This is a genomic window from Pseudomonas sp. FG98 (assembly GCF_057808595.1).
The window spans coordinates 33,474-60,195 of record NZ_JBMDIJ010000016.1 but is presented as its reverse complement, the minus strand read 5'-3'; the positions used below and the strand labels follow the sequence as shown (position 1 = coordinate 60,195).

The window sequence follows — 26,722 nt, the reverse complement described above, 5'->3', positions numbered from 1 at the left end:
AACGAGCCTAGATTGGCGCATGAATATTCCCTGGAGATGAACAGCAATGCCTGAACTGCATGTCGGCGAACGCCAGTGGTCCGTTGCGCCCGGCAGCAATCTGCTCGATGCCCTGAATGATGCGGGCTGTGGCGTGCCTTATAGCTGTCGGGCCGGGAGCTGCCATGCCTGCCTGGTGCGCTGTGTCGAGGGCGACCCGGAGGATGGTCGGCCCGAGGCCTTGAGTGCGGCGCAGCGCGAGGCGGGCTGGCGTCTGGCGTGCCAGTGCCGGGTCGGCATGGACCTGCGGGTGGCGCTGTTCGATCCGAAAAGCGACGGCCAGCCGGCGCGGGTGCTGGCGGCGGACTGGTTCGGCGATGTCCTGCGTTTGCGCCTGCAACCGCTGAACGGGCTGCGTTACCAGGCGGGACAACACGTGCTGTTGTGGAATGCGCTGGGGGTGGCCCGGCCGTATTCCCTGGCCAGCGTGCCGGGGGAAGACCCGTGGCTGGAGTTTCATATCGACTGCCGGCAGCCGGGGGCCTTCTGCACGCCGGCCCGGCAGTTGCTGGTCGGCGATGAGCTGCGCCTCGGCGAGCTGCGTGCCGGCGCCCTGCATTACGACCCGGACTGGCAGGAGCGGCCGCTCTGGCTGCTGGCGGCGGGCACCGGGCTGGCGCCGTTGTGGGGCATCCTGCGCGAGGCGTTGCGCCAGGAACATCGCGGGCCGGTTCGGCTGCTGCATCTTGCCCGGGACCGGGAGGGGCACTATCTGGCGGATGAACTGAAGGCGAGGGCGGAGTTGCATCCGCAGTTGCAGGTGGACCTGGTCACCCCGGATGACCTGCAGGTGGCGCTGGCGGGGTTGAAGGTGCAATCGCGGCAGACGGTGGCGCAGGTGTGCGGGTCGCCGGGGAGTGTCGAGCAGTTTTCCCGCAGGCTGTTTTTGGCGGGGGTGCCGAGGAATCAGGTTTATTCCGATTTGTTCGTCGGGCATGCCTAGCCCTCATCGCTGCGGTGCGGCGATCCGACAAGCCAGCTCCCCCAGGTAATGTATGCACCGCACCTGTGGGAGCTGGCTTGCCAGCGATAGGGCCCGGAAGAACAATGAAAAACGCCCGGCTCAAGTCCGGGCGTTTTCATTTACAGCAGCAACATCAAACCAGCGGATCACCGACATGCAGGATCTTCATGCCGTTGGTGCCACCGATGGTGTGGTAGCTGTCGCCCTTGGTCAGGATGACCCAGTCACCCTGTTCGACCACGCCCAGCTTGAGCAGCTCGTCCACCGCAGCCTGGCTGACCTTTTCCGGCGGCAGCGCAGCCGGATCGAATGGCACGGTGTAGACGCCACGGAACATGGCGACGCGGGCCTGGGTCTCGCGGTGCGGGGAGAAGGCGAAGATCGGGATCGAGGAGCGGATCCGCGACATGATCAGCGGGGTGTAGCCACTTTCGGTCAGGGCGATGATCGCCTTCACGCCCGGGAAGTGGTTGGCGGTGTACATGGCGGCCAGCGCGATGCTCTCGTCGCAACGGCTGAACTGGGTGCCCATGCGGTGGCTGGAGGTCTTGCTGGTTGGGTGCTTTTCGGCACCGAGGCAGATCCGTGCCATGGCCTGCACGGCTTCCAGCGGGTAGGCACCGGCGGCGCTTTCTGCCGAGAGCATGACGGCGTCGGTGTAGTCCAGCACGGCGTTGGACACGTCGGACACTTCGGCGCGGGTCGGCATCGGGTTCTGGATCATCGACTCCATCATCTGGGTCGCGACGATCACCGCCTTGTTGTGGCGGCGCGAGTGCAGAATGATTTTCTTCTGGATACCGACCAGCTCGGCATCGCCGATTTCCACGCCGAGGTCGCCACGGGCCACCATCACTGCGTCACTGGCGCGGATCAGGCCGTCGAGGGTCTCGTCGTCGGCGACCGCTTCGGCGCGTTCGATCTTGGCCACCAGCCAGGCGGTGCCGCCGGCTTCGTCGCGCAGGCGACGGGCGTATTCCATGTCGGAGGCGTCACGCGGGAAGGACACGGCCAGGTAGTCCAGGTCCATTTCCGCGGCCAGCTTGATGTCGGCCTTGTCTTTTTCGGTCAGGGCCGGGGCGGTCAGGCCGCCACCCTTGCGGTTGATGCCCTTGTGGTCGGACAGCGGGCCGCCGATCAGGACCACGCAGTGCAGCGAGTCGTCGGTGGCGGTTTCGACGCGCATGACCACGCGGCCGTCGTCGAGCAGCAGTTCGTCACCGACGCCGCAGTCCTTGACCAGGTCCGGATAGTCGATACCGACGATTTCCTGGGTACCGGCGGTCAGCGGGTGCGCGGTGGAGAAGGTGAAGCGGTCGCCCACCTTCAGTTCGATTCGTTTGTTGGTGAACTTGGCGATGCGGATCTTCGGACCCTGCAGATCGCCCAGCAGTGCCACGTGGCGGTTGTGGCGGGCAGCGATGTCACGGATCAGCCGGGCGCGAGCCTTGTGCTCGTCCGGGGTGCCGTGGGAGAAGTTCAGGCGGGCGACATCCAGGCCGGCGAGGATCAGTTGTTCGATCACTTCCGGTGAATTGCTGGCGGGGCCGAGGGTGGCGACGATTTTGGTACGGCGGATGGTCATGCACAGACTCCTGTAGTGAAGCGCAGCGAGAGGCTACTCCTGAAAAACGCTGTAGTCATTGTTCCTTTGCACTACCTTGGGAGGGGGCAGGGCGGGCGTTTGAACGGGCCGGGGAGCAGCAAGCTACAACCGGCAAGTTACAAGAAACAGCGATCCGCGCTCTATCTTGCTGCTTGAGGCTTGAAGCTAAAGATTGAAGAATGGCCGCCGGCCGCCGATACACTGCCTATCAAAGGAGATCTCCCATGCGCGCCCTGCTAGTCCTGGCCCTGGCCACCAGTGTCGTCGGTTGTACCCGCTGGTCCATGGACCACCATCTGAACAATGCCTACCGGGCCTACGATCGCGGCGATTGCGAACGGGTCACCCTCGAACTGTCGCAGGTTGACCGCACCAGTCGTGCAAGGCCGTTCATCTGGCCGGAAACGGCGCTGCTGCGAGGCCAGTGCCTGGAGCGGCAGAAGCTGTTCGTCGACGCCGCGCAGACCTATCAATTCATCATTCAGCGCTATCCGGGCAACGAGTACGCCTACCGGGCCCGCGCCCGTCTGCAAACGCTTGAACAGCTTGGACATTATCGTGAAGGCGAGGCCGCGACGCCGCGTCCGGCGCCACTTGCGCCACTGCGTTGAGTGCCGGGCGGGGCAATTTTGCGCTGGAAGCCTTGCCCCGGTCTGCGCTACTCTGATTGAAACAGACTGTGTACAAAGAGCGTGCACCTGTACAAGACGGCACTAGCGCGACCCTGCTCTAAGGGTTATCCATTGCGACCCACTGCCATGTATACCGAGCGCCGAATCGAGCGACATCTGCTTCCCTATTTCCTCAAGGTCTACAACCGTTTTACCGAGCAGCCCATCGGGTATCTGGGCAATGCATCGGAAGACGGCCTGATGCTGATCAGTACCCTGCCTTTGCTGGTCGGACCCGACTTCGAACTTCAGTTGCGCATTCCCGGCCAGGCCGGCAGTTGGCAACGCATCAATCTCACCGCCAGCTGCCTGTGGTGCCATGAAGACGAAAGTCCCGGCTTCTACGACTCCGGTTTCATGCTGCTGCAGGCCCCGCGCGAGTACGACCTGCTGGTAGCGGCCTTGCTCGCCTACTTCAGTTTCCGGCCGTTGCCAACGTCGGCATAGGCCGGCCGGCTTGAGGTAGACTTCGGCGATTTACCCTTCAGGACGAATCGCCGTGAGCTCCAGCATTTTCTGGCACGACTACGAAACCACCGGGATCAATCCACGCTGCGACCGGCCCTTGCAGGTCGCAGGCGTGCGCACCGACCTGGAACTCAACGAGATCGAGGCGCCGGTCAATCTGTTCTGCCAGCCCAGCGACGATATCCTGCCGCATCCGGCTGCCTGCCTGATCACCGGCATCACCCCGGCGCAACTGGCCCGGGATGGCCTGGCCGAAGCCGACTTCATGACCCGGGTGCACGCCGAGCTGGCGCGTCCCGGTACCTGTGGCGCGGGCTACAACACCCTACGCTTCGACGACGAAGTCACCCGCTACAGCCTCTACCGTAATTTCTTCGATCCCTACGCTCGTGAGTGGCAAGGCGGCAACAGTCGTTGGGACTTGATCGATACGGTACGTACTGCCTACGCGCTGCGCCCTGAAGGCATCGAGTGGCCGATGGTCGATGGCAAGGTCAGTCTGCGTCTGGAACTGCTCAGCGCGGCCAACGGCATCCATCACGGCCAGGCACACGAGGCGCTGTCCGATGTGCGTGCGACTATCGCTCTGGCGCGGCTGATCCGGCAGAAACAACCGCGTCTTTATGAATGGCTATTCGAACTGCGCAGCAAACACAAAGTGCTCGATCAGGTGCGCTTGTTACAGCCCCTGGTACATATCTCCGGACGCTTCTCCGCAGCACGTAATTATCTGGGGGTGGTGCTGCCGCTGGCCTGGCACCCGGTCAATCGCAATGCCCTGATTGTTTGTGATCTGCACCAGGATATTGCACCGTTGTTGACGGAAGATTCCGAAGTATTGCGTAAGCGCTTATACACGCGCCGCGAGGAAATGCCTGACGGACAATTGCCTGTTCCTCTCAAGTTGCTACACATCAACCGCTGCCCGGTGGTGGCGCCATTGAGCGTACTGCGCAAGGAAGACCAGCAGCGTCTGAACCTCGATATGTCCGAATTGCTACGTCGTGGTGAACGCCTGATTGCGCTGCGAGAGCAGTGGGAAAATAAATTGGCGTCAATCTATGCGGGGGCGGATTTTGCCGAAAGTGAAGATCCGGAGCAGCAACTGTATGACGGGTTTTTCGGTGAGCGTGATCGGCGTCTATGCGAGCAGGTGAGGATGGCTGACCCCGAGCAGTTGGCGAGAGGGCAATGGATGTTCGATGACCCGCGGCTGACGGAGTTGTTGTTCCGATATAGGGCTAGGAACTTTCCGATGAGTCTTGATGAAACAGAGAAAGCACAATGGAGAACGTTCTGCCAACAACGTCTTACCGACGAAAGCGTTGGTGCGCCGAATACCCTGAAGGCCTTTGAAACGGCTCTGCAGGAAGCCCTGGCCCGTGCCGACGGGTCGCAGCAGGTATTGCTGGAGGCCTGGCGCACGCACGCCGAGGCGTTGTGCCAGCGTCTGGGATTGTCAGTAACGTAAAAAGCGGACAATAAAAAACGCCGGCGGCTGCCGGCGTTTTTTATTGATAAGGACGCAAATCAATCCAGCAGGGTAGCCCAGCTTTCTACAACGTCACCGCCCCACTTGGCTTTCCACTCTTTCAGAGTCTTGTGGTTGCCGCCTTTGGTTTCGATGATTTCGCCGTTGTGCGGGTTCTTGTACTGCTTGACCTTGCGCGCGCGCTTGGTGCCGGTGGCTTTAACTACGGCACCACGTGGGGCCTTGTTCAGTTTGGCTTCCGGATCCAGCAGGGCAATGATGTCCTTCAGGGATTTGCCGAACTCCGCCATCAGCTCACGCAGCTTCTTTTCGAACTCCAGTTCTTGCTGCAGCTTGCCGTCGTCGGCCAGGTTTTTCAGGCGGGCTTGCAGTTCTTTGATGGCTTCTTCGGTAGCGCGATATTCGTTGATCAGGGACATGAGTCGTTCCTTGGGAATTTGGGAGTTCTGGATAACAGTGCGGCAATAATAGTCAGACAATTTGCTCAAGTAAACATTAGAGTGCTGCACTTTTTCAATGTTTATTCCCGCTATGGTTTGTCGCGCTGGCACTTTACAAATGCCCATAGGTGAAAATCGCAACTAATTTAAACTGCGTCGTGCTCCGTGCTGGAGACTCCGTGGCGCAGGGGCGGGGGTGAACGGGTAGCCCGGATGTCACACGGATACTGTAGTTTTGCCGGGCAATCGTTAGAATGTGCGCCTTTGCGAAGTTCTGGAGCCCCCTGCATGCGTACCTATCGGCTGGTGATCGCTTGTCCCGACCGTGTCGGCATCGTCGCCAAAGTCAGTAATTTCCTGGCGTCCCATAATGGCTGGATCACCGAAGCGAGCCATCACTCCGATGACCTGAGCGGTTGGTTCTTCATGCGTCACGAGATCCGTGCCGATACCCTGCCATTCGGCATCGAGGCCTTCCGCGAGGCGTTCGCGCCGATTGCCGAAGAATTCTCCATGACCTGGCGGATCACCGACACCGACCAGAAAAAGCGCGTCGTGCTCATGGCCAGCCGCGAGTCCCACTGCCTGGCCGACCTGCTGCACCGCTGGCACAGCAATGAGCTGGATTGCGACATTCCCTGCGTGATCTCCAACCACGACGACCTGCGCAGCATGGTCGAGTGGCACGGCATTCCGTTCTTCCATGTACCGGTCGATCCCAAGGACAAGCAGCCGGCGTTCGCCGAAGTCTCGCGCCTGGTCAACGAGCATGGTGCCGACGTGGTAGTGCTGGCGCGCTACATGCAGATCCTGCCGCCGCAGCTGTGCGAGGAATACGCGCAGAAGGTCATCAACATCCATCACAGCTTCCTGCCGTCCTTCGTCGGTGCCAAGCCGTATCACCAGGCGTCGCTGCGTGGCGTGAAGCTGATCGGTGCGACTTGCCACTACGTCACCGAAGAGCTGGATGCCGGTCCGATCATCGAGCAGGACGTGGTGCGCGTGAGCCACAGCGACAGCATCGAGGACATGGTCCGCTTCGGTCGTGACGTCGAGAAGATGGTGCTGGCCCGTGGCCTGCGCTATCACCTGGAAGACCGCGTGCTGGTGCATGGCAACAAGACCGTGGTGTTCAACTGAGCCCCGGAGGGCAGTGCGATGGCCGATCCGTTCGACAAAGCCACTGCCCATCCCCCGCCCACCCTGGGCGAGGGTTGCCTCAGCCGTTATGACCCGCAAGCGCTCGATAGCGAGGATGGCACCGACTTTCCCGGTGCCGCCGAGCTGTGGCAGGCGCAGCTAGCGGCGCAGTCCGCCGAGGCGCTCCAGCAAGGGCTTGCCGAGCAGGCAGAGGAACACCGGCCCGCCGGCGACCAGATAGAAGTAGTAGGTCACCACCCGCCAGATCAGCACCCCGGCCGCCGCCGTTGATTTGCCCACCATGGGTGTCAGCAGCGTCGCCGAGGTCAGCTCCGCCGCCCCCGCGCCGCCAGGCAGCAGGCTGAACTGCCCGGCACTCAGCGACAGTACCTGCACCAGGAAACTGGAAATCCATTGCAGGTTGCCACCCAGCCCCAGCAGCACCAGGTACAGCACGCTGTAGCGCAATCCCCAATGCAGGCAGGTCAGCGCGAAGACCAGGGCGAGGATCCGCCGGGGCAAACCCAGGGTCGCGCGCAATGCCCGGAAGAAATGCAGCAGCCGTCTTGCCCAGCGCCGTCGGGTAGCGCCGCGTACCTTCAGCCTGCGCAGCAGGCGACCATTCCAGCGCATCAGCCCGCGCCGCCAGCGCAGCAATCCCAGGCCCAGCCCGAGTAATGCCAGCATCAACAGCGCGCTGCCCACCAGCATGGCTTCGAGGCTGCGGTTGAGATTGTGAAACAGTGTGTAGACGATGATTCCGAGCACCGCGCAAAGAAAGAACAGCAGGTCATTCAGCTGATCCATGGCGAACACCGCGCCGCTGTGGGCGGGGCGTACCCGGTCGCGGGCGAGGAGGGCCATCAGGGTCAGCGGGCCGCCGCTGCCGCCGGGAGTCGTGCAGATGGCGAACTCGGTGGCCATGATCACCCCGAGGCCGCGCAGGCGTCCGATCTTCTCGCCCTGGCTGCCCAGCAACAGGCGCAGGCGCAGCGAGTTGAGAACCCAGCACAGGACAATCATGCCGAACAAGGCCAGCAGCAATCCTGGCGGGAAGCTGCGCAGGCGTGGCAGCAGGTCGCTGCCGCCGAGCAGGGCCGGCACCAGCGCCGCCATCAGCAGCGCCGCCAGCAGCCAGCCGATACGGTTCACGCGCCTGGCCTGCTGGCCAGCCAGGCCATCTTGGTCATGGGCATGCGGCCGTCTGCCAGCAGGCGTTGCAGGGTGTCGAGCCAGTAGCGGCGCGAGAAGTCGTGGCGCATGTCCACCGGGTGCAGGCCGAGGCGGATGGTCGTGGCGTCACCCATGCGCTGTTCCTGCACTGCGCTGAGCACCCTGGACAGCCCGCGGCGCCACGCACTGCGAGCACTCCACACCAGGCCCGGGGCCTTGACCGGGGTGAAATCCGGTAGTCGATACAGATGCTGCGGGTCGCTGGTGTAGTTCAGGGGCAAGCGCCGCAAGGCCTGGCGTGTACCTTCGCTCATCAGCCAGGCGGGGGCGACGAAGCCATTCAGCGGCCAGTCCATGCGCTGGAACAGTTCGATACCGGCTTCGAGCCGTCGCAGGGCCTGGTCCTCGCTCAAGCTGTAGAACTCGCCTTCCCAGGTATAGATGCGGCGCATGAAGTACTCGCCGGGCGAGCGCGGCGGCGGGCTGTCGTCGGCATGGTAATAGCCATGCAGCGCCAGTTCGGCGCCGCGCAGCAGGCGCTGCTCCATCAGCCGGCGAAAGCCGGTGTCACCTTCCAGCGCGTTGCGCTGGTGGAAATCCGGGACCACCAGCAGGGTCATGGGAATCTGGCCGAGGGCATCCACGGCCTCGACGAAGGGTTGGTAGTCGGGCCAGGTTTCCGGGGCCACGTCATGCAGCACCAGCAATACGCTGCGGCCGGGGGTGTGGGCATCAGGCATGGGCGCGTACCGGCAGATCGCTGTAGCCCAGCACTGCGCGGTAATGGGCCAGCAGGCCGCTGACCACGTTGTCCCAGCTGTAGTGCTGTTCGACATGGCGCCGCGCCTGCTGGCCAAGCTGTTCGACGCCGCACTCGAAGAGCTCGCGTACCGCGTTGGCCATGGCCTGGCCATCGCCGGGCGCACAGAGCCGACCGCAGTCCGGCTGGACGATCTCGGTAAAGGCCCCGGCCGCCACTGCCACCACCGGTGTGGCGCTGGCCAGGGCTTCGAGGATCACCAGGCCGAAGGTTTCCTGATCGCCGGCATGCACCAGCAGGTCGGCGCTGGCCAGCAGCCGGGCGACCTCGCTGGCCGGACGGAATTCGCCGAAGACCGTGACGTTGTCCGGCACGTTCGCCGGCATGTGCGAGCCCACCAGCAACAGGTGCCAGGGCTTGCCCAGGCGCTGGATGCAGTCGAGCAGCACCGGCAGGTTCTTTTCCCGCGAGCCTCGGCCGGCGAACACCAGCAGGCGGGTGTCGTCAGCCAGGCCCAGTTCGGCGCGCAGGTGCGGATCGCGGCGGTCCGGGTGGAAGGTGTTCAGGTCCACCCCCAGGCGCTGCACATGGACATTGCTGACCCCCAGCCGGCGCAACTTGTGGGCCATGACCTGACTGGGCGCCAGGACCCGGTCGAAGTTGCCATAGAGCTTGCTGACATAGGCTTCCACATTGGGGGTGCACCAGTTGCCCATGCGATTGCTCACCAGCAATGGCAGGTCGGAGTGATAGAAGCCGATCACCGGCACGTCCAGGCGCCGCCGCGCATCAAGGGCGGCCCAGGCGGTGAGGTAGGGATCGCCGACCTCGATCAGGTCGGGTTGCAGCTCGTGCAGGACATTGCACCAGGGCGCCAGGCGCAGCGGAAAACGGTAGCCATTGCCGAACGGCAGCGGCGGTGCCGGTACTTCATGGATACCGTTGTGCTGGCGCGCGCTGGCGCCGGGAATCAGCAGGCTGTGGCGGACGTTCGGGGCCAGGCCCAGACGGCGGTGTTTGGCATCAAGATAGGTCCGCACGCCGCCACTGGCGGGCGCGTAGAACATGGTGATGTCGGCGATATGCACGATCAGCATCCCTCCGGGATCTTCTTTCGGACAGTCACGCAGCGGCTGAAAGACCGCAGTGACGCGCCTTAAGGTGGACCCTGTTAAAGGATAGTTTGTTCGAATTGTTACAGCGGTATCCGGCGGCATTGCGCCGCCGGACGGAGGCGGGGATCAGATGCGGAAGCTGCCTACAAGGTGCTTGAGGCGGCCGGCCTGCTGTTCCAGGTCGGCGCAGGCGCGCAGGGTCGATTGCAGGTTTTCGACACCTTCCTGGTTGAGCATGTTGATTTCGCTGATATCCATGTTGATCGAGTCGACCACGGCGGTCTGTTCCTCGGTGGCGGTGGCCACCGACTGGTTCATGCCGTCGATCTCGCCGATGCGCTGGGTCACGCTGCTCAGGCGCTCGCCCGCCTGGTTGGCGATGTTCACGCTGTCGTGGCTGTGACGCTGGCTCTGACTCATGGTCTCCACCGACTCGCGGGCGCCGACCTGCAGTTCCTCGATCATGTTCTGCACTTGCTGCGCCGATTCCTGGGTGCGGTGCGCCAGGTTGCGCACTTCGTCGGCGACCACTGCGAAGCCACGCCCGGCCTCGCCGGCACGGGCGGCCTCGATCGCTGCGTTGAGCGCCAGCAGGTTGGTCTGCTGGGAAATGCTGGTGATCACTTCGAGGATCTGGCCGATGTTCACGGTCTTGCTGTTCAGCGTCTCGATATGGGTGCTGGAGGTCGAGATCATGTCCGACAGACGGTTCATCGCCTGGATGCTGCGATCCACCACCTGCTGGCCTTCCTCGGCCAGGTGCCGCGCCGAGCTGGCCTGTTGCGAGGCCTGCGCGGCGTTATGGGCGATCTCCTGGGCGGCGGCGCCAAGCTGGTTAATCGCGGCGGCAACGCTGTTGGTGCGGTTGCTCTGCTCGTCGGAGTTGACCATCGACGAGTTGGAGGCGCTGACCACCCGCAGGGCCACTTCGTTGACGTGCTCGGTGGCCGAGGCCACTTCGCGGATCGACTCGTGGATACGTCCGACGAAGTGGTTGAAGGCCTTGCCGAGCATGCCGAATTCGTCGTGGTTGTGGATGTTCAGGCGGCGGGTCAGGTCGCCTTCGCCCTGGGCGATGCCTTCCATCGCGCGGATCATGGTGTGCAGCGGGCGCAGCAGCACGTTGATCAGCAGGCCCAGCAGGCCAATGATGATGGCCACGGCGATGACGGTGGCAACCACGGCAGAAGTACGGAACTTGCTGAGCATTGCGTAGGCTTTGTCTTTATCGACAGCCAGACCGATATACCAGTTAGCCGAAGGCAGGCCCTTGACCGGGGTGAAGCTGAGGATGGTCGGCTTGCCGTCCATTTCCACTTCCACCGGTTTCTTGTCCAGGCGTGGGGTGTTGTTCGGGAACAACTCCTTCATCGCCTTCATGGTCAGGTCTTTGTTCGGGTGCACAAGGATCGTGCCCTGGTCATTGACCAGGAAGGCGTAGCCCATGCCGCCGAAGTTCAGCGAATTGATGATTTCCACCAGACCGTCCAGGGCCAGGTCGCCACCGACCACACCGACCTGCTGGGATACCGGGGTGACGATGGAAATCACCATCTTGCCGGTACTCATGTCGATATAGGGTTCGGTCAGGATGGTCTTGCCGGCGGCCAGGCCGTCCTTGTACCAGGGGCGAACGCGCGGGTCGTAGCCATCGGGCATCTTCATTTGCGGACGAATGGTGAAGTCGCCGTTCGGATGGCCCAGGTAAGTGGTGAGGAAACTTGAAGTCAGGGCTTTCTGGCCGAGCAGATTGCCAACGTTCTGCGGATCGGCGGCAATGTTCTGCACGGCGTTTTCCACCAGCAGGATGCGCCCGTCGAACAGGTTCTTGATATTGGTTGCGGTGGTATCGCCCATCTCGCCGAGATAGTTCTCCAGGTTTTCCCGGATGGCATTACGCTGCAAGTAGTCGTTGTACAAAGTGAACAGGCTGAACGCGAGCATCACGATCAATGATGCGGCCAGCAATATCTTGTGGCTGAAACGGAGATTTTTATTCATGGCGTATTGGGTCCGCTAAGGTCTTGAATAGCCGGGTGGTTCGCACGGAGTCGCTGATGAGAGCAGAGTGAGCCCATGTCCTTATCGGGGTTTTCTGTTTTTTTGAGCGATCAATCACACTTTGATATCGGCTGAATCTTACAAAAGCTTTATATGGAGGATGAAAAAACATGGCGGACTCCACGCAATTCGTTCTGGGTGCCGATCTCGCCGGGCAGCCGGTGTCCCAGGCCATGCGCCTGACCAATCGCCATGGCCTGATCGCCGGCGCCACCGGTACCGGCAAGACGGTGACCCTGCAGCGCCTGGCGGAAGTGTTCAGCGATGCCGGAGTGGCGGTATTCGCCGCCGATGTGAAGGGCGACCTGTGTGGTCTGGGGGCAGCGGGCAATCCTCAGGGCAAGGTGGCGGAGCGCATCGCCGGCATGTCCTGGCTGAATCATCATCCTCAGGCCTATCCGGTGACCTTGTGGGATATACACGGGCAGTCCGGTCATCCCTTGCGTACGACCTTGAGCGAAATGGGTCCGCTGTTGCTGGGCAACCTGCTGGAGCTGAACGACAGCCAGCAGGCCGCGCTCTACGCCGCGTTCAAGGTGGCCGACCGGGAAGGGTTGCTGCTCCTGGATATCAAGGACCTCAAGGCCTTGCTTGGTCATCTCAAGGACAACCCCGAGGTGCTGGGTGAAGACAGTGCGCTGATGACCAGCGGCTCGACCCAGGCGCTTTTGCGCCGCCTGGCCACTCTCGAGCAGCAGGGCGCGGAAGCCTTGTTCGGCGAGCCGGCCTTGCAACTGGAGGACCTGCTGCATCCGGGGGCGGATGGCCGCGGGCGTATTCATCTGCTCGATGCCAGCCGGCTGGTCCACGAATCGCCCAAGATCTACGCCACCTTCCTTTTATGGTTGCTGGCGGAGCTGTTCGAGCAGTTGCCGGAGCGCGGTGATGCCGACAAACCGCTGCTGGCGCTGTTCTTCGACGAGGCACACCTGTTGTTCAACGGCACGCCCAAGGCCTTGCAGGACCGGCTGGAGCAAGTGGTGCGGCTGATTCGTTCGAAGGGTGTCGGCGTGTACTTCGTCACCCAGTCGCCTGGCGATCTGCCGGACGACGTCCTCGCCCAGTTGGGCTTGCGTGTGCAACACGGCCTGCGGGCATTCACCGCCAAGGAGCAGAAGGCGTTGCGTGCGGTGGCAGATGGCTTCCGGCCCAACCCGGCGTTCGACACCCTGGCGGTGTTGACCGAACTGGGTATCGGCGAAGCCCTGGTGGGCACCCTGCAGGACAAGGGCACGCCGGGGATGGTGCAGCGGGTGCTGATCGCGCCGCCGCAATCGCGGATCGGACCGTTGAGCGAGGCCGAACGTGCGGCGTTGGTGGCGGCTTCGCCGCTGGCCGGGCGTTATGACAAGCCGATCGACCGTGAGTCGGCGTATGAAATGCTGACGGCGCGCAAAGGCGAAGCACCGGCGGCTCCGGCGGCGGAGCAGAAAAAGGAAGAGAGTTTCGCCGACCAGGCGGGGGAGTTCCTGCAAAGCGCGGCGGGGCAGGCGATCAAGTCGGCGGTGCGCCAGGCGGCCAATCAGTTCGGGCGACAGTTGGTGCGGGGCTTGATGGGGTCGCTGTTGGGAGGCCGGCGCAAGTAGTGTGTTGCTTTTGATGGCCCTATCGCTGGCAAGCCAGCTCCCACAGGGGCAACGGTGCATGCGATACCTGTGGGAGCTGGCTTGCCAGCGATCAGGTCCGAAAGAGCAATAAAAAGGCGCCTGAAACGGCGCCTTTTCAATTCAGCCAACAAACCGCGTCGACAGCCAGAACAACCCGGCCGCCAGGCCCATCGAGGCCGGCAGGGTCAGCACCCAGGCCAGCAGGATGGTGCGCACGGTGCCGCCTTGCAGGCCGCTGCGGTTGGCGACCATGGTCCCGGCCACACCGGACGAGAGCACGTGGGTGGTCGATACCGGCAGGCTGAAGATGTTGGCCATGCCGATGGCGCAGGCGGCGGTGATCTGTGCCGACATGCCCTGGGCATAGGTCATGCCTTGCTTGCCGATCTTCTCGCCGATGGTCAGGACCACGCGTTTCCAGCCGACCATGGTACCCAGGCCAAGGGCCAGGGCGACTGCCAGGATCACCCAGAACGGCGCGTATTCGGTGGTGGCGGTGAGGTCCTTGCGCAATTTGTCCAGGTCGGACTTCTCGCGGGCTTCCAGGCCCGGCAGCTTGCCGACCTTTTTCGCGGTGTCGTCCAGGCAGAGCAGGTAGCGGCGCACTTCGACGCGGGTCTCCGGGCTCAGCGCGCGGTAGTCGGCAACGCCGGCCAGGGATTGTTGCAGGGCGGCGATGGTCGGTTCGGTCTGGTGCGGATTGCAGCTGAACTGCTCCGGCAGGTCGCCCTTGGCCGCCTTGCCCAGGGCCAGGAACTCGCCCAGGGTCTCGTGGTTGCGCTCGTAGAACTGGCTCAGGTGCAGGGTGGCGTCACGGGTACGTTCGATCTGGTAGGTGGTGCTGCCCAGGTCGAGAACGAACTGCTGCGGAACAATACCGATCAGCACCAGCATGATCAGGCCGATACCTTTCTGGCCGTCGTTGGAGCCGTGCACGAAGCTCACGCCCATGGCCGACATGACCAGCACCAGGCGGTTCCAGAAGGGCGGGTGCTTCTTGTCGTCGAGCATGCGGCGCTGTTCTGGCGTTTTGTGCATCTTCGACAGCGGGCGCCACCATTTCAGACCGATCAGCACCAGTGCGGCGACCAGGAAGCCGGCCATCGGCGACAGGACCAGGGACATGCCGATATCGATAGCTTTCTGCCAGTTCACCCCGTCACCCAGTGGGATGTCGTTGATCAGGGCGTTGGCCAGGCCGACGCCGAGGATCGAACCGATCAGGGTGTGCGAGCTGGAGGCCGGAATGCCGAAGTACCAGGTACCGAGGTTCCAGGCGATGGCCGCCGCCAGCAGCGAGAAGACCATGGCCAGGCCGTGCCCGGTATTGACGTTGATCAGCAACTCCACCGGCAGCAGGTGGACGATGGCATAGGCGACACCGACGCCGCCCAGCAATACCCCGAGGAAGTTGAAGACGCCGGAGGCGAAGACCGCCAGTTGCGGGGGCATGGCCTTGGTATAGATGACTGTCGCTACCGCGTTCGCGGTGTCATGAAAGCCATTGATGAACTCGAAGGCGAGTACGAAGGTCAAGGCGAGGAAGAGGCTCACGAGTACCCAGGCATCGAGTCCGCTGAATAATTCGATCATGAAGGTTTTCTGACCCGGTCATAAGGGGGCGCGATTATGCCAGAAATCCCCCGTAATCAATGCACTGACTGCTGACCGGTGGAGGGGGGCGAAGGCTGCCGGGTTTACCCGGGTACAGGGGGGGATGTCAGAAAAGCACGGCTAAAATCCGCGAGATTGTGGACATTTGATGGCAAAACCATGAAATTTTGATGTCGGAAAGAATTCAAACGAACGTATGAAATTTGTGAGAATCCGTTACGGTTTCATCCTGAACGGGTAATGACGGGCCCGGGTACCTGCATGGACAGGTACCGTGACGGTCCGCAAAGGTCACTGCAACGGCAGTGTCAAGGCTCTTCGGCCTTCTCGTCCTTTTCCTGCTCCATCTTGCGCAGTTCTTCGGCGAAGACCTGATCCATCACCGTGGCACGCTTGCGCCAGGGTTTGCGTTCCGGTTCGGGTTGAGCGGCGTAGGTGGTGACTTCGCCACCATAGACTTCCTTGAAACGTTGCTCCTGGCGCTCAAGTTCCGCGCGCAGTTCGTCTTTCGTCACAGTGCTACCTGTCGATCAAAGTTACGCTGGCTTTCGCGAAGGCGTTATTGCGCAGTTGCGTAACGCACACGCGGCTACGGTGGCCAGAGTTATTAACGGCTGTCGCAGCAACAGACTTTTGTCTGGTGTCGACGCAGGTTTGCGCCTGACACGGGGGATTCGCGCAAGTAAGACTGGGAATCCGGATTGCCGAGGCCCGGGCGGGCGTCGACAGTGTTGGAGTATAGCAAGTGACGGGAAGATGGATACGCCCAATCAAGGCTTGTTGCTACTCCAACATTAAAAGAAGGGAGTTTGTTTCCTTCTTTTTTTGAACGCTGGATATATCTGGACAACTGTCGCGTGTTGTTTGCTCAAAGAAAAACGGCCTCGCTGGTGGGCGAGGCCGTACCCGGGACTTCTACGGTGGGTACCTGACCAGTCTCTCCAAGAAGCCACAAGGGCGGAGGAAAGGTATAAGCAATTGTGGTCATCGGTCAATTGCGATTATCGGTCGATGGTTCGATAATCGCCCCCGTGAGTGTGTGACCGAGGTGAGTCATGAGCGATGAAACAAACCCCAAGGGATCTGGACTGAACGACAACGTGCGCAGCTCGTTTGCGTCACTGGCGCCGCCCATCGTGGCGTCGCCGGCCCGGCGCATCCAGGCATTTACCGGCGACCCGGACTTCATGACCTCCCTGGCCCGCGGCCTGGCGGTGGTGCAGGCCTTCCAGGAGCGCAAGCGGCACCTGACCATTGCCCAGATCAGCCACCGCACCGAGATTCCCCGGGCGGCGGTGCGGCGCTGCCTGCATACCCTGATCAAGCTGGGCTATGCCACTACCGACGGGCGGACCTATTCGCTGTTGCCCAAGGTCTTGACCCTGGGCCATGCCTATCTGTCCTCGACCCCGCTGGCGGTTTCTGCCCAACCCTACCTGGACCGCATGAGCGATCAGCTCCACGAGGCCTGCAACATGGCCACCCTGGAAGGCGACGACATCCTCTATATAGCCCGCTCGGCCACGGTGCAGCGGCTGATCTCGGTGGACCTGTCGGTGGGCGGGCGCTTGCCGGCCTATTGCACGTCCATGGGCCGCATCCTTCTCGCCGCGCTGGACGATGCAACCCTCCATGAATACCTGGAGCACGCCGACCTGCAGGCCAAGACCAGCCGTACCATCCACGACCCGCAGGCCCTGCTCGAATGCCTGCAGGTGGTCCGCCAGCAGGGTTGGTGCATCGTCGACCAGGAACTGGAACAGGGCCTGCGCTCCATCGCCGTACCGGTCTACGACGCTTCTGGCCAGGTGCTCGCGGCGCTCAACGTCAGTACCCACGCCGGCCGGGTCAGCCGCAGCGAGCTGGAGCAGCGCTTCCTGCCGATCATGCTTGCCGCCAGCCGCGACCTCAGCGCGCAACTGTTCGCCTGAAACCGTGCAAAGCTGTTCGATAAACGCACACTGATGCGTTTATCGAATTGCACCACTGAACGGCCCTGATTAATGTCCCTCGCAACGGTCGGCTTGACCCGTCCGTAAATAATAATGAGCGAGAGGCAAAGTCCCATGACCCGCACATCCTTCTGCAGCCGTCCGTCTCCGCACCGACGACGCGCTGGCTAGTTCCACCTTCTCCGCTTTACTGATCGTCTTTGCCTCGACGCGCGCGTCGGCTCGCGCCTGCGCGTCCATATCCGGATAACAATAATGAACAGTCCGCACGCTGCTATCGGAACACCCCTGGACGTCCAGTCCTTTATCAATGCCCAGCCGTTGTCGCGTTACCAATGGCGGGTAGTGATCCTCTGCTTCCTTATCGTCTTCCTCGACGGCCTGGATACCGCGGCCATGGGCTTCATCGCCCCGGCGCTGTCCCAGGACTGGGGTATCGACCGCGCCAGCCTCGGCCCGGTAATGAGCGCCGCATTGATCGGCATGGTCTTCGGCGCCCTGGGCTCCGGCCCGCTGGCTGACCGTTTCGGGCGCAAGGTGGTGCTGGTCGGCGCGGTGTTGCTGTTCGGTGCCTTCAGCCTGGCGTCGGCCTATGCCACCAACGTCGACCAGTTGCTGGTGCTGCGCTTCCTGACCGGCCTGGGCCTTGGCGCCGGCATGCCCAATGCCACCACGCTGCTCTCCGAATACACCCCGGAGCGCCTCAAGTCGTTGCTGGTGACCAGCATGTTCTGCGGCTTCAACCTGGGCATGGCCGGCGGCGGTTTCATTTCCGCCAAGCTGATCCCGGCCTACGGCTGGCACAGCCTGCTGCTGATCGGCGGCCTGCTGCCGCTGTTGCTGGTGGTGGTGTTGATGGTGTGGCTGCCGGAGTCGGCGCGTTTCCTGGTGGTGCGCAACCGTGGCGTCGACAAGATCCGCAAGACCCTGGCCCCGATCGAACCGAACATCGTCGCCCAGGCCAGCAGCTTCAGCGTGCCGGAGCAAAAGACCGTCAAGAGCCGCAACGTGCTGGCGGTGATCTTCTCCGGCACCTACAGCGTCGGCACCCTGCTGCTGTGGCTGACCTACTTCATGGGCCTGGTCATCGTCTATCTGCTGACCAGCTGGCTGCCAACCCTGATGCGTGACAGCGGCGCGAGCATGGAGCAGGCCGCCTTTATCGGCGCGCTGTTCCAGTTCGGCGGCGTGCTTAGCGCGGTGGCAGTGGGCTGGGCCATGGACCGCTTCAATCCGCACAAGGTCATCGGCACTTTCTACCTGCTGGCCGGGGTGTTCGCCTACGCGGTAGGGCAGAGCCTGGGCAACATCACCCTGCTGGCGACCCTGGTGCTGATCGCCGGGATGTGCGTCAACGGGGCGCAATCGGCGATGCCGTCGCTGGCGGCGCGTTTCTACCCGACCCAGGGCCGTGCGACCGGCGTCTCGTGGATGCTCGGGATCGGCCGTTTCGGCGCGATTCTCGGCGCCTGGATGGGCGCGACCCTGCTGGGTCTGGGCTGGAACTTCGAACAGGTGCTGACGGCGCTGGTGATTCCGGCAGGCCTGGCTACCGTGGCGGTGATCGTCAAGGGCATGGTGAGCCACGCTGATGCGACCTGATCGCTGACTTGCATCGCTGCTGATGGCCCCATCGCTGGCAACGCCAGCTCCCACAGGTGTTGTGTAGGGCGCGGATTTTGCGACCGACCGAAAAACCTTGTGGGAGCTGGCGTTGCCAGCGATGGGGCCTAGAGAACACAGCAAAACCTATCCATTAACAGTCTAACAATCCGTTCGATAACCGAACGCTATGCCGATTATCGGATTGAACCGCCCCCATCCCCGCCTTAATCTCATCCCATACCGTCGCCGCCACCGGCTGGGCGATCCGTTTCGCCGACGCCGCCCTGCGCGACCTTGAAACCCTTACCGCCAAGGCCTTCGGCCAGGCACCAGGAGAAGCATGATGCGTGACGTATTCATCTGCGACGCGATTCGCACCCCTATCGGCCGTTTCGGCGGTGGCCTGGCCGGCGTGCGCGCCGACGACCTCGCCGCGGTGCCGCTGAAGGCGCTGATCGAGCGCAACCCGTCCGTGCAGTGGGAGCAGATCGACGAAGTGTTCCTCGGCTGCGCCAACCAGGCCGGTGAAGACAACCGCAACGTGGCGCGCATGGCGCTGCTGCTGGCCGGCCTGCCGGACAGCGTGCCGGGCGTGACCCTCAACCGCCTGTGCGCCTCGGGCATGGACGCGGTGGGCACCGCCTTCCGTGCCATCGCCAGCGGCGAGATGGAGCTGGCGATCGCCGGCGGCGTCGAGTCGATGTCCCGTGCTCCGTTCGTCATGGGCAAGGCCGACACCGCCTACTCGCGCAACATGAAACTGGAAGACACCACCATCGGCTGGCGTTTCATCAACCCGCTGATGAAGGCCCAGTACGGCGTCGATGCCATGCCGCAGACCGCCGACAACGTGGCGGACGACTACAACGTCTCCCGCGCCGACCAGGACGCCTTCGCCCTGCGCAGCCAGCAGCGTACCGCCGCGGCCCAGGCCGCCGGCTTCTTCGCCGAAGAGATCGTGCCGGTACGCATCGCCCACAAGAAGGGCGAGACCATCGTCGAACAGGACGAGCACCCGCGCGCCGAGACCACCCTCGAAGCCCTGACCAAGCTGAAGCCGGTCAACGGTCCGGACAAGACCGTCACCGCCGGCAACGCCTCGGGCGTCAACGATGGTGCGGCGGCGATGATCCTCGCTTCTGCCGAAGCGGTGAAGAAACACGGCCTGACCCCGCGCGCCCGCGTGCTGGGCATGGCCAGTGCCGGTGTGGCGCCACGGGTGATGGGCATCGGCCCGGTGCCGGCGGTGCTGAAACTCACCGAGCGGCTGGGCCTGGCAGTGTCCGACTTCGATGTGATCGAACTCAATGAAGCCTTCGCCAGCCAGGGTCTGGCCGTGCTGCGCGGTCTCGGCCTGGCCGATGATGCACCCCAGGTCAACCCGAACGGCGGCGCCATCGCCCTCGGCCACCCGCTGGGCATGAGCGGCGCGCGGTTGATCCTGACCGCCCTGCATCAACTGGAGAAATCCGGCGGCCGCAAAGGTCTGGCGACCATGTGCGTCGGCGTCGGCCAAGGCCTCGCCCTGGCCATCGAGCGCGTGTAAAACCAATGACCCCGGATGGGCGGCCTCCACGCAAGGCCGGCTGTCCGGGGTGATTGTCGTGTGGAACGAGAGTGTTACTGAGTGTGTCTAGACTCAGTTAGACCCTCCAGGAGTATGCAGTCATGACCTCAAGCTATTACACCGGCGAAGAACGCAGCAAACGCATCTTCGCCATCGTCGGTGCCTCCTCGGGCAACCTGGTCGAATGGTTCGACTTCTACGTCTATGCCTTCTGTGCCATCTACTTTGCCCCCGCGTTTTTCCCCTCCGACGATCCCACGGTGCAATTGCTCAATACCGCCGGTGTGTTCGCCGCGGGCTTTTTGATGCGCCCGATCGGTGGCTGGCTGTTCGGCCGTATCGCCGACCGTCATGGCCGCAAGAATTCGATGATGATCTCGGTGCTGATGATGTGCGCCGGATCCCTGGTGATCGCCTGTTTGCCGACCTACGCCAGCATCGGCGTGATGGCCCCGGCGCTGCTGCTGATGGCGCGGCTGTTCCAGGGGCTGTCGGTGGGGGGCGAATACGGCACCACCGCGACCTACATGAGTGAAGTGGCCCTGCGTGGCCAGCGTGGTTTCTTCGCCTCGTTCCAGTACGTGACGCTGATCGGCGGCCAGTTGCTGGCGGTACTGGTGGTGGTGATCCTGCAGCAGGTGCTCAGCGAAGAGGAGCTGCGCGCCTGGGGCTGGCGGATTCCGTTCGTGATCGGTGCCATTGCCGCGGTGATCTCGCTGTTGCTACGTCGCTCGCTGGAAGAAACCAGCAGCGCCGAAACCCGTAACGACAAGGAAGCCGGCAGCATCGCCGGGCTGTTCCGCCATCACACCGCCGCCTTTGTCACCGTGCTCGGCTATACCGCTGGCGGTTCGCTGATCTTCTACACCTTCACCACCTACATGCAGAAATACCTGGTGAACACCGCCGGGATGAGCGCCAAGACCGCCAGCCTGGTGATGACCGGCGCGCTGTTCCTGTACATGTGCATGCAGCCGCTGTTCGGCATGCTTTCCGACCGCATCGGTCGGCGCAACTCGATGCTGCTGTTCGGGGCCCTGGGCACGCTGTTCACCGTGCCGATCCTGATGGCGCTGAAAACCGTGAGCAGCCCGTTCATGGCCTTCGTGCTGATCACCCTGGCCCTGGCCATCGTCAGTTTCTACACCTCGATCAGCGGCCTGGTGAAAGCCGAGATGTTCCCGCCGCAGGTGCGTGCACTGGGTGTCGGACTCGCCTATGCGGTGGCCAACGCGGTGTTCGGCGGCTCGGCGGAATTCGTCGCCCTGAGCCTGAAGTCGATCCAGATGGAAAACGCGTTTTACTGGTACGTTACCGCGATGATGGCCATCGCCTTCCTGTTCAGCCTGCGCCTGCCGAAGCAGGCGGCGTACCTGCACCACGATCATTGACCTGCCGGCGCGCCCTCGACGGGCGCGCCTTTTTCAAGGACCTGTCATGACCCCACGCCCGGGCAACCAGTTGTTCGATGCCTACTTCACTGCGCCGGACATGCGCGAGATCTTTTCCGACCGTGGCCGCGTCCAGGGCATGCTCGATTTCGAAGCCGCACTGGCCCGTGCCGAAGCGGCCGTCGGGGTGATCCCGGCGGTGGTGGTGGCGCCGATCGAGATGGCCTGCCAGGCCGAGCGCTACGACTTCGCCGCCCTCGCCGAGGCCATCGGCATTGCCGGCAACTCGGCGATCCCGCTGGTCAAGGCGCTGGGCAAGGTGATCGCCAGTGGCGTGCCCGAGGCCGAGCGTTATGTGCACCTGGGCGCCACCAGCCAGGACGCGATGGACACCGGGCTGGTCCTGCAACTACGCGACGCTCTGGGCCTGATCGAGGGTGAACTGGCGCAACTGACCGACACCCTGGCCCAGCAGGCGGCCGCCCATGCCGACACCCCGCTGGCCGGGCGCACCTGGCTGCAGCATGCCACGCCGGTGACCCTGGGCATGAAGATCGCCGGCTGGCTCGGCGCCCTCGACCGCAGCCGCCAGCGTCTGAACGAGCTCAAGCCGCGCCTGCTGACCCTGCAATTCGGCGGCGCCTCCGGCACTCTCGCGGCGCTGGGTGACAAAGCCCTGCCGATCGCCGAGGCCCTGGCCGATCAACTCAAGCTGAGCCTGCCGGAACAACCCTGGCACACCCAGCGCGACCGCCTTGTCGAGTTCGCCTCGGTGCTCGGCCTGGTCGCCGGCAGCCTGGGCAAGATGGGCCGGGATATCAGCCTGCTGATGCAGACCGAGGCCGGAGAAGTCTTCGAACCTTCGGCGCCGGGCAAGGGCGGTTCCTCGACCATGCCGCACAAGCGCAACCCGGTGGGCGCCGCCGTGCTGATCGGCGCCGCCACCCGCGTCCCCGGGCTGATCGCCACGCTGTACTCGGCCATGCCCCAGGAGCACGAGCGCAGCCTCGGCCTGTGGCACGCCGAATGGGAAACCCTGCCGGAAATCTGCTGCCTGGTCTCTGGTGCATTGCGCCAGGCGCGGATCATCGCCGAGGGCCTGGAAGTGGATGCCGAGCGCATGCGCCGCAACCTCGACCTGACCCAGGGCCTGGTGCTGGCCGAAGCGGTGAGCATTGTCCTCGCCCAGCGCCTCGGCCGCGACCATGCGCACCATCTGCTGGAAGCTTGCTGCAAGCGTGCAGTGGCCGAACAACGTCACCTGCGCGCCGTGCTCGGCGACGATGCCCAGGTGACTGCGGAACTCTCCGCCGACGAACTCGACCGCCTGCTCGACCCGGCCAACTATCTCGGCCAGGCCAAGGCCTGGGTCGAGCGCGCAGTGGCCGAACATCAACGATTCAAAGCCTGAAGGAGGCTGCTGTGGGAAGCGTACAACTCGCCGATGGCGTACTGAATTACCAGCTCGAAGGTCCTGAAGGCGCACCGGTACTGGTGCTGTCCAACTCGCTGGGCACCAACCTGCACATGTGGGACACCCAGATCCCGGCCTTCACCGCGCACTTCCGCGTGCTGCGCTACGACACCCGTGGCCATGGCCAGTCGCTGGTCACCGAGGGCCCGTACAGCATCGAGCAACTGGGCCGCGATGTCGTCGCCCTGCTGGACGCCCTGAACATCGACAAGGCGCATTTCTGCGGCCTGTCCATGGGCGGCCTGATCGGCCAGTGGCTGGGCATCAATGCCCCCGAGCGCCTGAATCGCCTGATCGTCTGCAACACCGCAGCGAAGATCGCTTCGCCGGAAGTGTGGAACCCGCGTATCGAAACCGTGCTGCGTGACCGCGAGGCGGCCATGGTCGGCCTGCGCGATGCCTCCATCGCCCGCTGGTTCACCCCGGCGTACTCCGAAGCCAATCCGGAGTCGGCCAAGCGCATCACCGATATGCTCGCCGCCACCTCGCCGGAAGGCTATGCGGCCAACTGCGCGGCGGTGCGTGATGCCGACTTCCGTGATCAGTTGGGCGAGATCAAGGCGCCGCTGCTGGTCATCGCCGGTACTGCCGACGCGGTGACCCCGCCGTCCGGCAGCCTGTTCATCCAGGAGCACGTGGCCGGCGCCGAATACGCCGAGTTCCAGGCCGCGCACCTGTCCAACGTCGAAGTGGGCGAGCCGTTCAGCCGCCGCGTCATCGATTTCCTGCTGGCCCGTTGAGGAGCTGTATTCCGTGGATGAGAAACAACGTTACGACGCTGGCATGCAGGTGCGTCGCGCGGTGCTGGGCGATACCCATGTCGACCGCAGCCTGACCAACCTGACCGAGTTCAACAGCGAGTTCCAGGAAATGATCACCCGTCATGCCTGGGGCGATATCTGGACCCGTCCGGGCCTGCCGCGGCACACCCGCAGCCTGATCACCATCGCCATGCTGATCGGCATGAACCGCAACGAAGAGTTGAAGCTGCACCTGCGCGCCGCCGCCAACAACGGCGTGACCCGCGACGAGATCAAGGAAGTGCTGATGCAGAGCGCGATCTACTGCGGTATCCCGGCGGCCAATGCCACCTTCCACCTGGCGGAGTCGGTGTGGGATGAGCTTGGGGTCGAGTCCCGGGGCTGAGCTTAAGGGCCTCATCGCCGGCAACGCCGGCTCCCACAGGTTTTGCATGCACCGCAGAACCCTGTGGGAGCTGGCATTGCCAGCGATGAGGTCCTCAAATCACACACAACGGCATCAGGCCGCCGCTTTCTTCTCCCTCAACACTACCGGCCCGGCATTCCGCTCCACCGCCGCCTTCAACTCCGGCAACAGCCCGAGCATGAACGCCAGCTCCGCCACCACGAACAACGGCCCGACGATCAGCCCGCTGATATCGTCGACGAACGCCGGCTTGCGCCCCTCGTAGTAGTGCCCGACGAACTGGATCACCCAGCCAACCAGGAACAACCCCAGTCCTGCCCCCAGCCACACCCCGGTGCTTTGCACGGCGAAGCCCTTGCCAGCCCACAGGCATAGCGCCAGCAAGGCGCTCATCAGCAGCCCGAGCTTCAGGCTCAGCCTCAGGTAGAACCACATCGACGCCAACGCCACCAGCAAGGCCGGAGACACCCACAAACCGCCCAGCTCGATACCCGGCCGCGACAGCAGCACGGTGACCGCCACCACGATCATCGGGATGCCGACGAAGTGGGTGGCGATATTGCGTGGGTCACGGTGGTAGCTGGCATATTGACTCAAATGTTCAACGAGGTTTTTCATTGTTGTTCCTCCGTTCGTGATGCCCCCAGCATGCCGCGCGGACCTGACCCAGTCTGTCGGCCACCCGACAGAGTCGCTTTCGAGGCCACGGATGAACGAAGCCCACGCCTGGCGTGAACACTTGCAACACGGTCACTGGTTCCGCCAACTGTCGCCCGCCTTGCAGGACGATCTGCTGGCCGCCGCCCGCCCGCTCAGCCTGGCAGCCGGCGAGCGCCTGTTCCAGCGCGGCGATGCGCCGTGCGGGATCTACGCGGTGCTGTCCGGGGCGATCCGCATCGGTGCGGTGAGTGCCGAGGGCAAGGAGGCGCTGCTGACCCTGATCGAGGCGCCGCACTGGTTCGGCGAGATCTGCCTGTTCGACGGCCAGCCGCGCACCCACGATGCCTTCGCCGAGGGCCTGACCCGGCTGCTGCGGGTGCCGCAGGCGACCTTGCTGGCGCTGCTCGAACGCCAGCCCGGTTACTGGCGCGAGTTCGCCCTGTTGATGAGCCACAAGCTGCGCCTGGCGTTCGTCGCCCTGGAGCAGCAGAGCCTCAAGGGCGCAGCGCCGCGGGTGGCGTTCCGCCTGTTGCAGATGGCTGCCGGCTACGGCGAAGTGGATGGCGCGCGGCGGGTGCTGCAACTGTCCCAGGAGCAGTTGGCCTTGATGCTGTCGCTGTCGCGGCAGACCACCAACCAGATCCTCAAGGCCCTGGAGCAGGAGGGCGCGGTGCGCCTGAGCTATGGCGAGATCGAGATCGTCGACAGCGCGCGCCTGGAGCGCCTGGCGCAGGGCTAGACCGCTGCGGCTTGCTCCAGCGGCTGACGATCCAGGGCGACCAGCGTGTCGATCATTGCCCGTGCCGCCGGCGACAGCCGATAGCCGCTGCGGCTGACGATGCCGCAGCGGGCATTCAGGCTTTCCGGGTTGACCGGCAGGTTGCGCCAGTGCAGTTCCACCAGCTCTCCGCTGCGGATTTCGTTGGCGAAGGCTTCTTCCGGGCCGATGCCGATGGCATTGCTGTCCAGCACCACTTTCAGCAAGGTCGGCAGGTGCTCGGTCTGCACCTGGGGCGAGAAGTCGGTCTTGCCGCTGAGGTTGGCCAGCAGCTTGCGTGCGCCGGGAAGGATCTGCGGGGTGGCCAGCGGATAGTCGAACAGGTCGTTGGTGGACAGGCTGTCCTTGGCCAGCAGCGGGTGTCCGGGGCGGCAGAAGAACAGGCCGCGGCGGGGCCGCAGTGCTTGGGTCTGGAAGTTGGGATCGGCTTCGAAATGACGGATATCGGCGATGAAAAACTCGACTTCCTCGCGGCTCAGTGCGCGGCTGAGGTTTTCCCAGTTGTCCACCCGAAGGTGGGTCTGCACCCGGGGATGGGCCTTGAGGAAGCTGGTCAGCGCCCTTGGTACCAGGTCCACGGCGGGAGCGGGGCCCGAGCCGAAATGCAGTTCGCCGGCATCGAGCTTGGTCATGCGCAGCACGTCGTGGCTCAGCTGGTTGGCGCCCTGGACCAGGCGCAAGGCGTGTTGCAGGACCATCTGACCTTCGGGGGTAGGGCGCAGGTCCTTGTTGCCGCGGTCGACCAGGACGCAGCCGAATTCCTGTTCCAGGCCCTGGATGCTGCGGCTGAAGGCGGGTTGGGTGATGCCCATGGCTTCGGCGGCGCGGACGAAGCTGCGATGGTCGTTGAGCGCAATGAAATAGCGCAGTTGGCGGAGATCCATGAACGTTACCGGTGGTGCATAAAACCGGTGTTGTAAATGTAAGCGCTTATTTCGTCCAAGAATGAATTCTTGTCGGGTAAGCGCTGGATCGCAT

The 26,722-nt window shown here is 63.5% G+C and carries 24 protein-coding genes and 2 pseudogenes; 15 read left to right on the top strand and 11 right to left on the bottom strand.

Annotated elements, in window-relative coordinates; genetic code table 11:
- Nucleotides 1–46 precede the first annotated feature (46 nt).
- Nucleotides 47–982, top strand: coding sequence for an iron-sulfur-binding ferredoxin reductase (locus tag ACODSK_RS13160; RefSeq protein ID WP_489016569.1), 936 nt, complete (start codon nt 47–49; stop codon nt 980–982).
- A 154-nt stretch (nt 983–1,136) separates the two neighbouring features.
- Here ACODSK_RS13160 and pyk read toward each other — a convergent pair whose 3' ends face one another.
- The gene (gene pyk, locus ACODSK_RS13155) at nt 1,137–2,588 is read right to left on the bottom strand and encodes a pyruvate kinase (RefSeq protein WP_489016567.1); all 1,452 of its coding nucleotides are present in this window, start codon (nt 2,586–2,588) and stop codon (nt 1,137–1,139) included.
- A 245-nt stretch (nt 2,589–2,833) separates the two neighbouring features.
- Here pyk and ACODSK_RS13150 point away from each other — a divergent pair, with 245 nt between their 5' ends.
- The 3 genes from ACODSK_RS13150 to sbcB all read left to right on the top strand — a co-directional run bounded on the left by ACODSK_RS13150 (nt 2,834) and on the right by sbcB (nt 5,219).
- On the top strand, nt 2,834–3,220 hold the full coding sequence (locus ACODSK_RS13150; RefSeq protein ID WP_489016565.1) for a tetratricopeptide repeat protein: 387 nt from the start codon (nt 2,834–2,836) through the stop codon (nt 3,218–3,220).
- Between the two features lie 147 nt (nt 3,221–3,367).
- Nucleotides 3,368–3,727: a PilZ domain-containing protein gene (locus tag ACODSK_RS13145; RefSeq protein ID WP_489016564.1), complete on the top strand. Its 360-nt coding sequence runs from the start codon at nt 3,368–3,370 to the stop codon at nt 3,725–3,727.
- 46 nt (nt 3,728–3,773) lie between these two features.
- Complete coding sequence (gene sbcB / locus ACODSK_RS13140; protein ID WP_489016639.1) at nt 3,774–5,219, top strand: exodeoxyribonuclease I; 1,446 nt, start codon at nt 3,774–3,776, stop codon at nt 5,217–5,219.
- A 59-nt stretch (nt 5,220–5,278) separates the two neighbouring features.
- Here the strand turns inward: sbcB and mvaT are convergent, their stop codons facing one another.
- Nucleotides 5,279–5,659 (bottom strand): histone-like nucleoid-structuring protein MvaT, encoded by a 381-nt coding sequence (mvaT, locus tag ACODSK_RS13135; protein WP_489016562.1) that lies wholly within the window; start codon nt 5,657–5,659, stop codon nt 5,279–5,281.
- A gap of 309 nt (nt 5,660–5,968) precedes the next feature.
- On the opposite strand from mvaT, the gene purU reads away from it, so the two are divergent.
- A complete protein-coding gene (gene purU, locus ACODSK_RS13130) occupies nt 5,969–6,820 on the top strand; it encodes a formyltetrahydrofolate deformylase (protein WP_489016560.1) in 852 nt (283 codons plus the stop codon).
- Nucleotides 6,821–6,979: 159 nt separating this feature from the next.
- Here the strand turns inward: purU and gpgF are convergent, their stop codons facing one another.
- The 5 genes and pseudogenes from gpgF to ACODSK_RS13105 all read right to left on the bottom strand — a co-directional run.
- Nucleotides 6,980–7,972 (bottom strand): glucosaminyl phosphatidylglycerol flippase, encoded by a 993-nt coding sequence (gene gpgF / locus ACODSK_RS13125; RefSeq protein WP_489016559.1) that lies wholly within the window; start codon nt 7,970–7,972, stop codon nt 6,980–6,982.
- The gene (gene gpgD / locus ACODSK_RS13120) at nt 7,969–8,733 is read right to left on the bottom strand and encodes an N-acetylglucosaminyl phosphatidylglycerol deacetylase (protein WP_489016557.1); all 765 of its coding nucleotides are present in this window, start codon (nt 8,731–8,733) and stop codon (nt 7,969–7,971) included. Before gpgD ends, gpgF begins: the two co-directional genes overlap by 4 nt.
- The gene (gene gpgS, locus ACODSK_RS13115) at nt 8,726–9,841 is read right to left on the bottom strand and encodes an N-acetylglucosaminyl phosphatidylglycerol synthase (RefSeq protein ID WP_489016638.1); all 1,116 of its coding nucleotides are present in this window, start codon (nt 9,839–9,841) and stop codon (nt 8,726–8,728) included. The genes gpgD and gpgS overlap by 8 nt, the downstream gene beginning before the upstream one ends.
- Nucleotides 9,842–9,994: 153 nt before the next feature.
- Nucleotides 9,995–10,759 carry a methyl-accepting chemotaxis protein gene (locus tag ACODSK_RS13110; RefSeq protein WP_489016636.1) on the bottom strand — a complete coding sequence of 255 codons (765 nt, stop codon included), beginning with the start codon at nt 10,757–10,759 and terminating at the stop codon, nt 9,995–9,997.
- 90 nt (nt 10,760–10,849) lie between these two features.
- Nucleotides 10,850–11,725 (bottom strand): annotated as a pseudogene (locus tag ACODSK_RS13105) (HAMP domain-containing protein); the annotation flags it as partial.
- Nucleotides 11,726–12,039: 314 nt separating this feature from the next.
- On the opposite strand from ACODSK_RS13105, the gene ACODSK_RS13100 reads away from it, so the two are divergent.
- Nucleotides 12,040–13,515, top strand: a complete 1,476-nt coding sequence (locus ACODSK_RS13100) for a helicase HerA-like domain-containing protein (RefSeq protein WP_489016555.1) — start codon at nt 12,040–12,042, stop codon at nt 13,513–13,515.
- 141 nt (nt 13,516–13,656) lie between these two features.
- Here ACODSK_RS13100 and ACODSK_RS13095 read toward each other — a convergent pair whose 3' ends face one another.
- On the bottom strand, nt 13,657–15,129 hold the full coding sequence (locus tag ACODSK_RS13095; RefSeq protein ID WP_489016553.1) for an inorganic phosphate transporter: 1,473 nt from the start codon (nt 15,127–15,129) through the stop codon (nt 13,657–13,659).
- A 329-nt stretch (nt 15,130–15,458) separates the two neighbouring features.
- Nucleotides 15,459–15,665 (bottom strand): hypothetical protein, encoded by a 207-nt coding sequence (locus ACODSK_RS13090; RefSeq protein ID WP_489016551.1) that lies wholly within the window; start codon nt 15,663–15,665, stop codon nt 15,459–15,461.
- A 540-nt stretch (nt 15,666–16,205) separates the two neighbouring features.
- Here ACODSK_RS13090 and pcaR point away from each other — a divergent pair.
- The 8 genes and pseudogenes from pcaR to pcaC all read left to right on the top strand — a co-directional run bounded on the left by pcaR (nt 16,206) and on the right by pcaC (nt 24,285).
- Complete coding sequence (pcaR, locus tag ACODSK_RS13085; RefSeq protein ID WP_489016550.1) at nt 16,206–17,081, top strand: pca regulon transcriptional regulator PcaR; 876 nt, start codon at nt 16,206–16,208, stop codon at nt 17,079–17,081.
- A gap of 276 nt (nt 17,082–17,357) precedes the next feature.
- On the top strand, nt 17,358–18,704 hold the full coding sequence (pcaK, locus tag ACODSK_RS13080; RefSeq protein WP_330073371.1) for a 4-hydroxybenzoate transporter PcaK: 1,347 nt from the start codon (nt 17,358–17,360) through the stop codon (nt 18,702–18,704).
- 209 nt (nt 18,705–18,913) lie between these two features.
- A pseudogene (locus tag ACODSK_RS13075) lies at nt 18,914–19,051 on the top strand (CoA-transferase subunit beta); the annotation flags it as partial.
- Nucleotides 19,048–20,253, top strand: coding sequence for a 3-oxoadipyl-CoA thiolase (gene pcaF / locus ACODSK_RS13070; RefSeq protein WP_489016549.1), 1,206 nt, complete (start codon nt 19,048–19,050; stop codon nt 20,251–20,253). The pseudogene ACODSK_RS13075 and the gene pcaF, both read left to right, overlap by 4 nt.
- Nucleotides 20,254–20,375: 122 nt before the next feature.
- Nucleotides 20,376–21,665 carry an MFS family transporter gene (locus tag ACODSK_RS13065; RefSeq protein WP_489016548.1) on the top strand — a complete coding sequence of 430 codons (1,290 nt, stop codon included), beginning with the start codon at nt 20,376–20,378 and terminating at the stop codon, nt 21,663–21,665.
- A 46-nt stretch (nt 21,666–21,711) separates the two neighbouring features.
- Complete coding sequence (locus ACODSK_RS13060; protein ID WP_489016546.1) at nt 21,712–23,076, top strand: 3-carboxy-cis,cis-muconate cycloisomerase; 1,365 nt, start codon at nt 21,712–21,714, stop codon at nt 23,074–23,076.
- Between the two features lie 11 nt (nt 23,077–23,087).
- Nucleotides 23,088–23,879 (top strand): 3-oxoadipate enol-lactonase, encoded by a 792-nt coding sequence (gene pcaD, locus ACODSK_RS13055; protein ID WP_489016545.1) that lies wholly within the window; start codon nt 23,088–23,090, stop codon nt 23,877–23,879.
- Nucleotides 23,880–23,892: 13 nt separating this feature from the next.
- Nucleotides 23,893–24,285, top strand: coding sequence for a 4-carboxymuconolactone decarboxylase (gene pcaC / locus ACODSK_RS13050; RefSeq protein ID WP_489016543.1), 393 nt, complete (start codon nt 23,893–23,895; stop codon nt 24,283–24,285).
- A 114-nt stretch (nt 24,286–24,399) separates the two neighbouring features.
- Here pcaC and ACODSK_RS13045 read toward each other — a convergent pair whose 3' ends face one another.
- Entirely contained in the window at nt 24,400–24,924 is a 525-nt protein-coding gene (locus tag ACODSK_RS13045) for an Mpo1 family 2-hydroxy fatty acid dioxygenase (protein WP_489016542.1), read from the bottom strand.
- 91 nt (nt 24,925–25,015) lie between these two features.
- Here ACODSK_RS13045 and ACODSK_RS13040 point away from each other — a divergent pair, with 91 nt between their 5' ends.
- Nucleotides 25,016–25,705 carry a Crp/Fnr family transcriptional regulator gene (locus ACODSK_RS13040; RefSeq protein WP_489016540.1) on the top strand — a complete coding sequence of 230 codons (690 nt, stop codon included), beginning with the start codon at nt 25,016–25,018 and terminating at the stop codon, nt 25,703–25,705.
- Here ACODSK_RS13040 and ACODSK_RS13035 read toward each other — a convergent pair.
- Nucleotides 25,702–26,628 carry a LysR family transcriptional regulator gene (locus ACODSK_RS13035; RefSeq protein ID WP_489016539.1) on the bottom strand — a complete coding sequence of 309 codons (927 nt, stop codon included), beginning with the start codon at nt 26,626–26,628 and terminating at the stop codon, nt 25,702–25,704. The two genes, ACODSK_RS13040 and ACODSK_RS13035, sit on opposite strands and share 4 nt — an antisense overlap.
- Nucleotides 26,629–26,722: the final 94 nt, after the last annotated feature.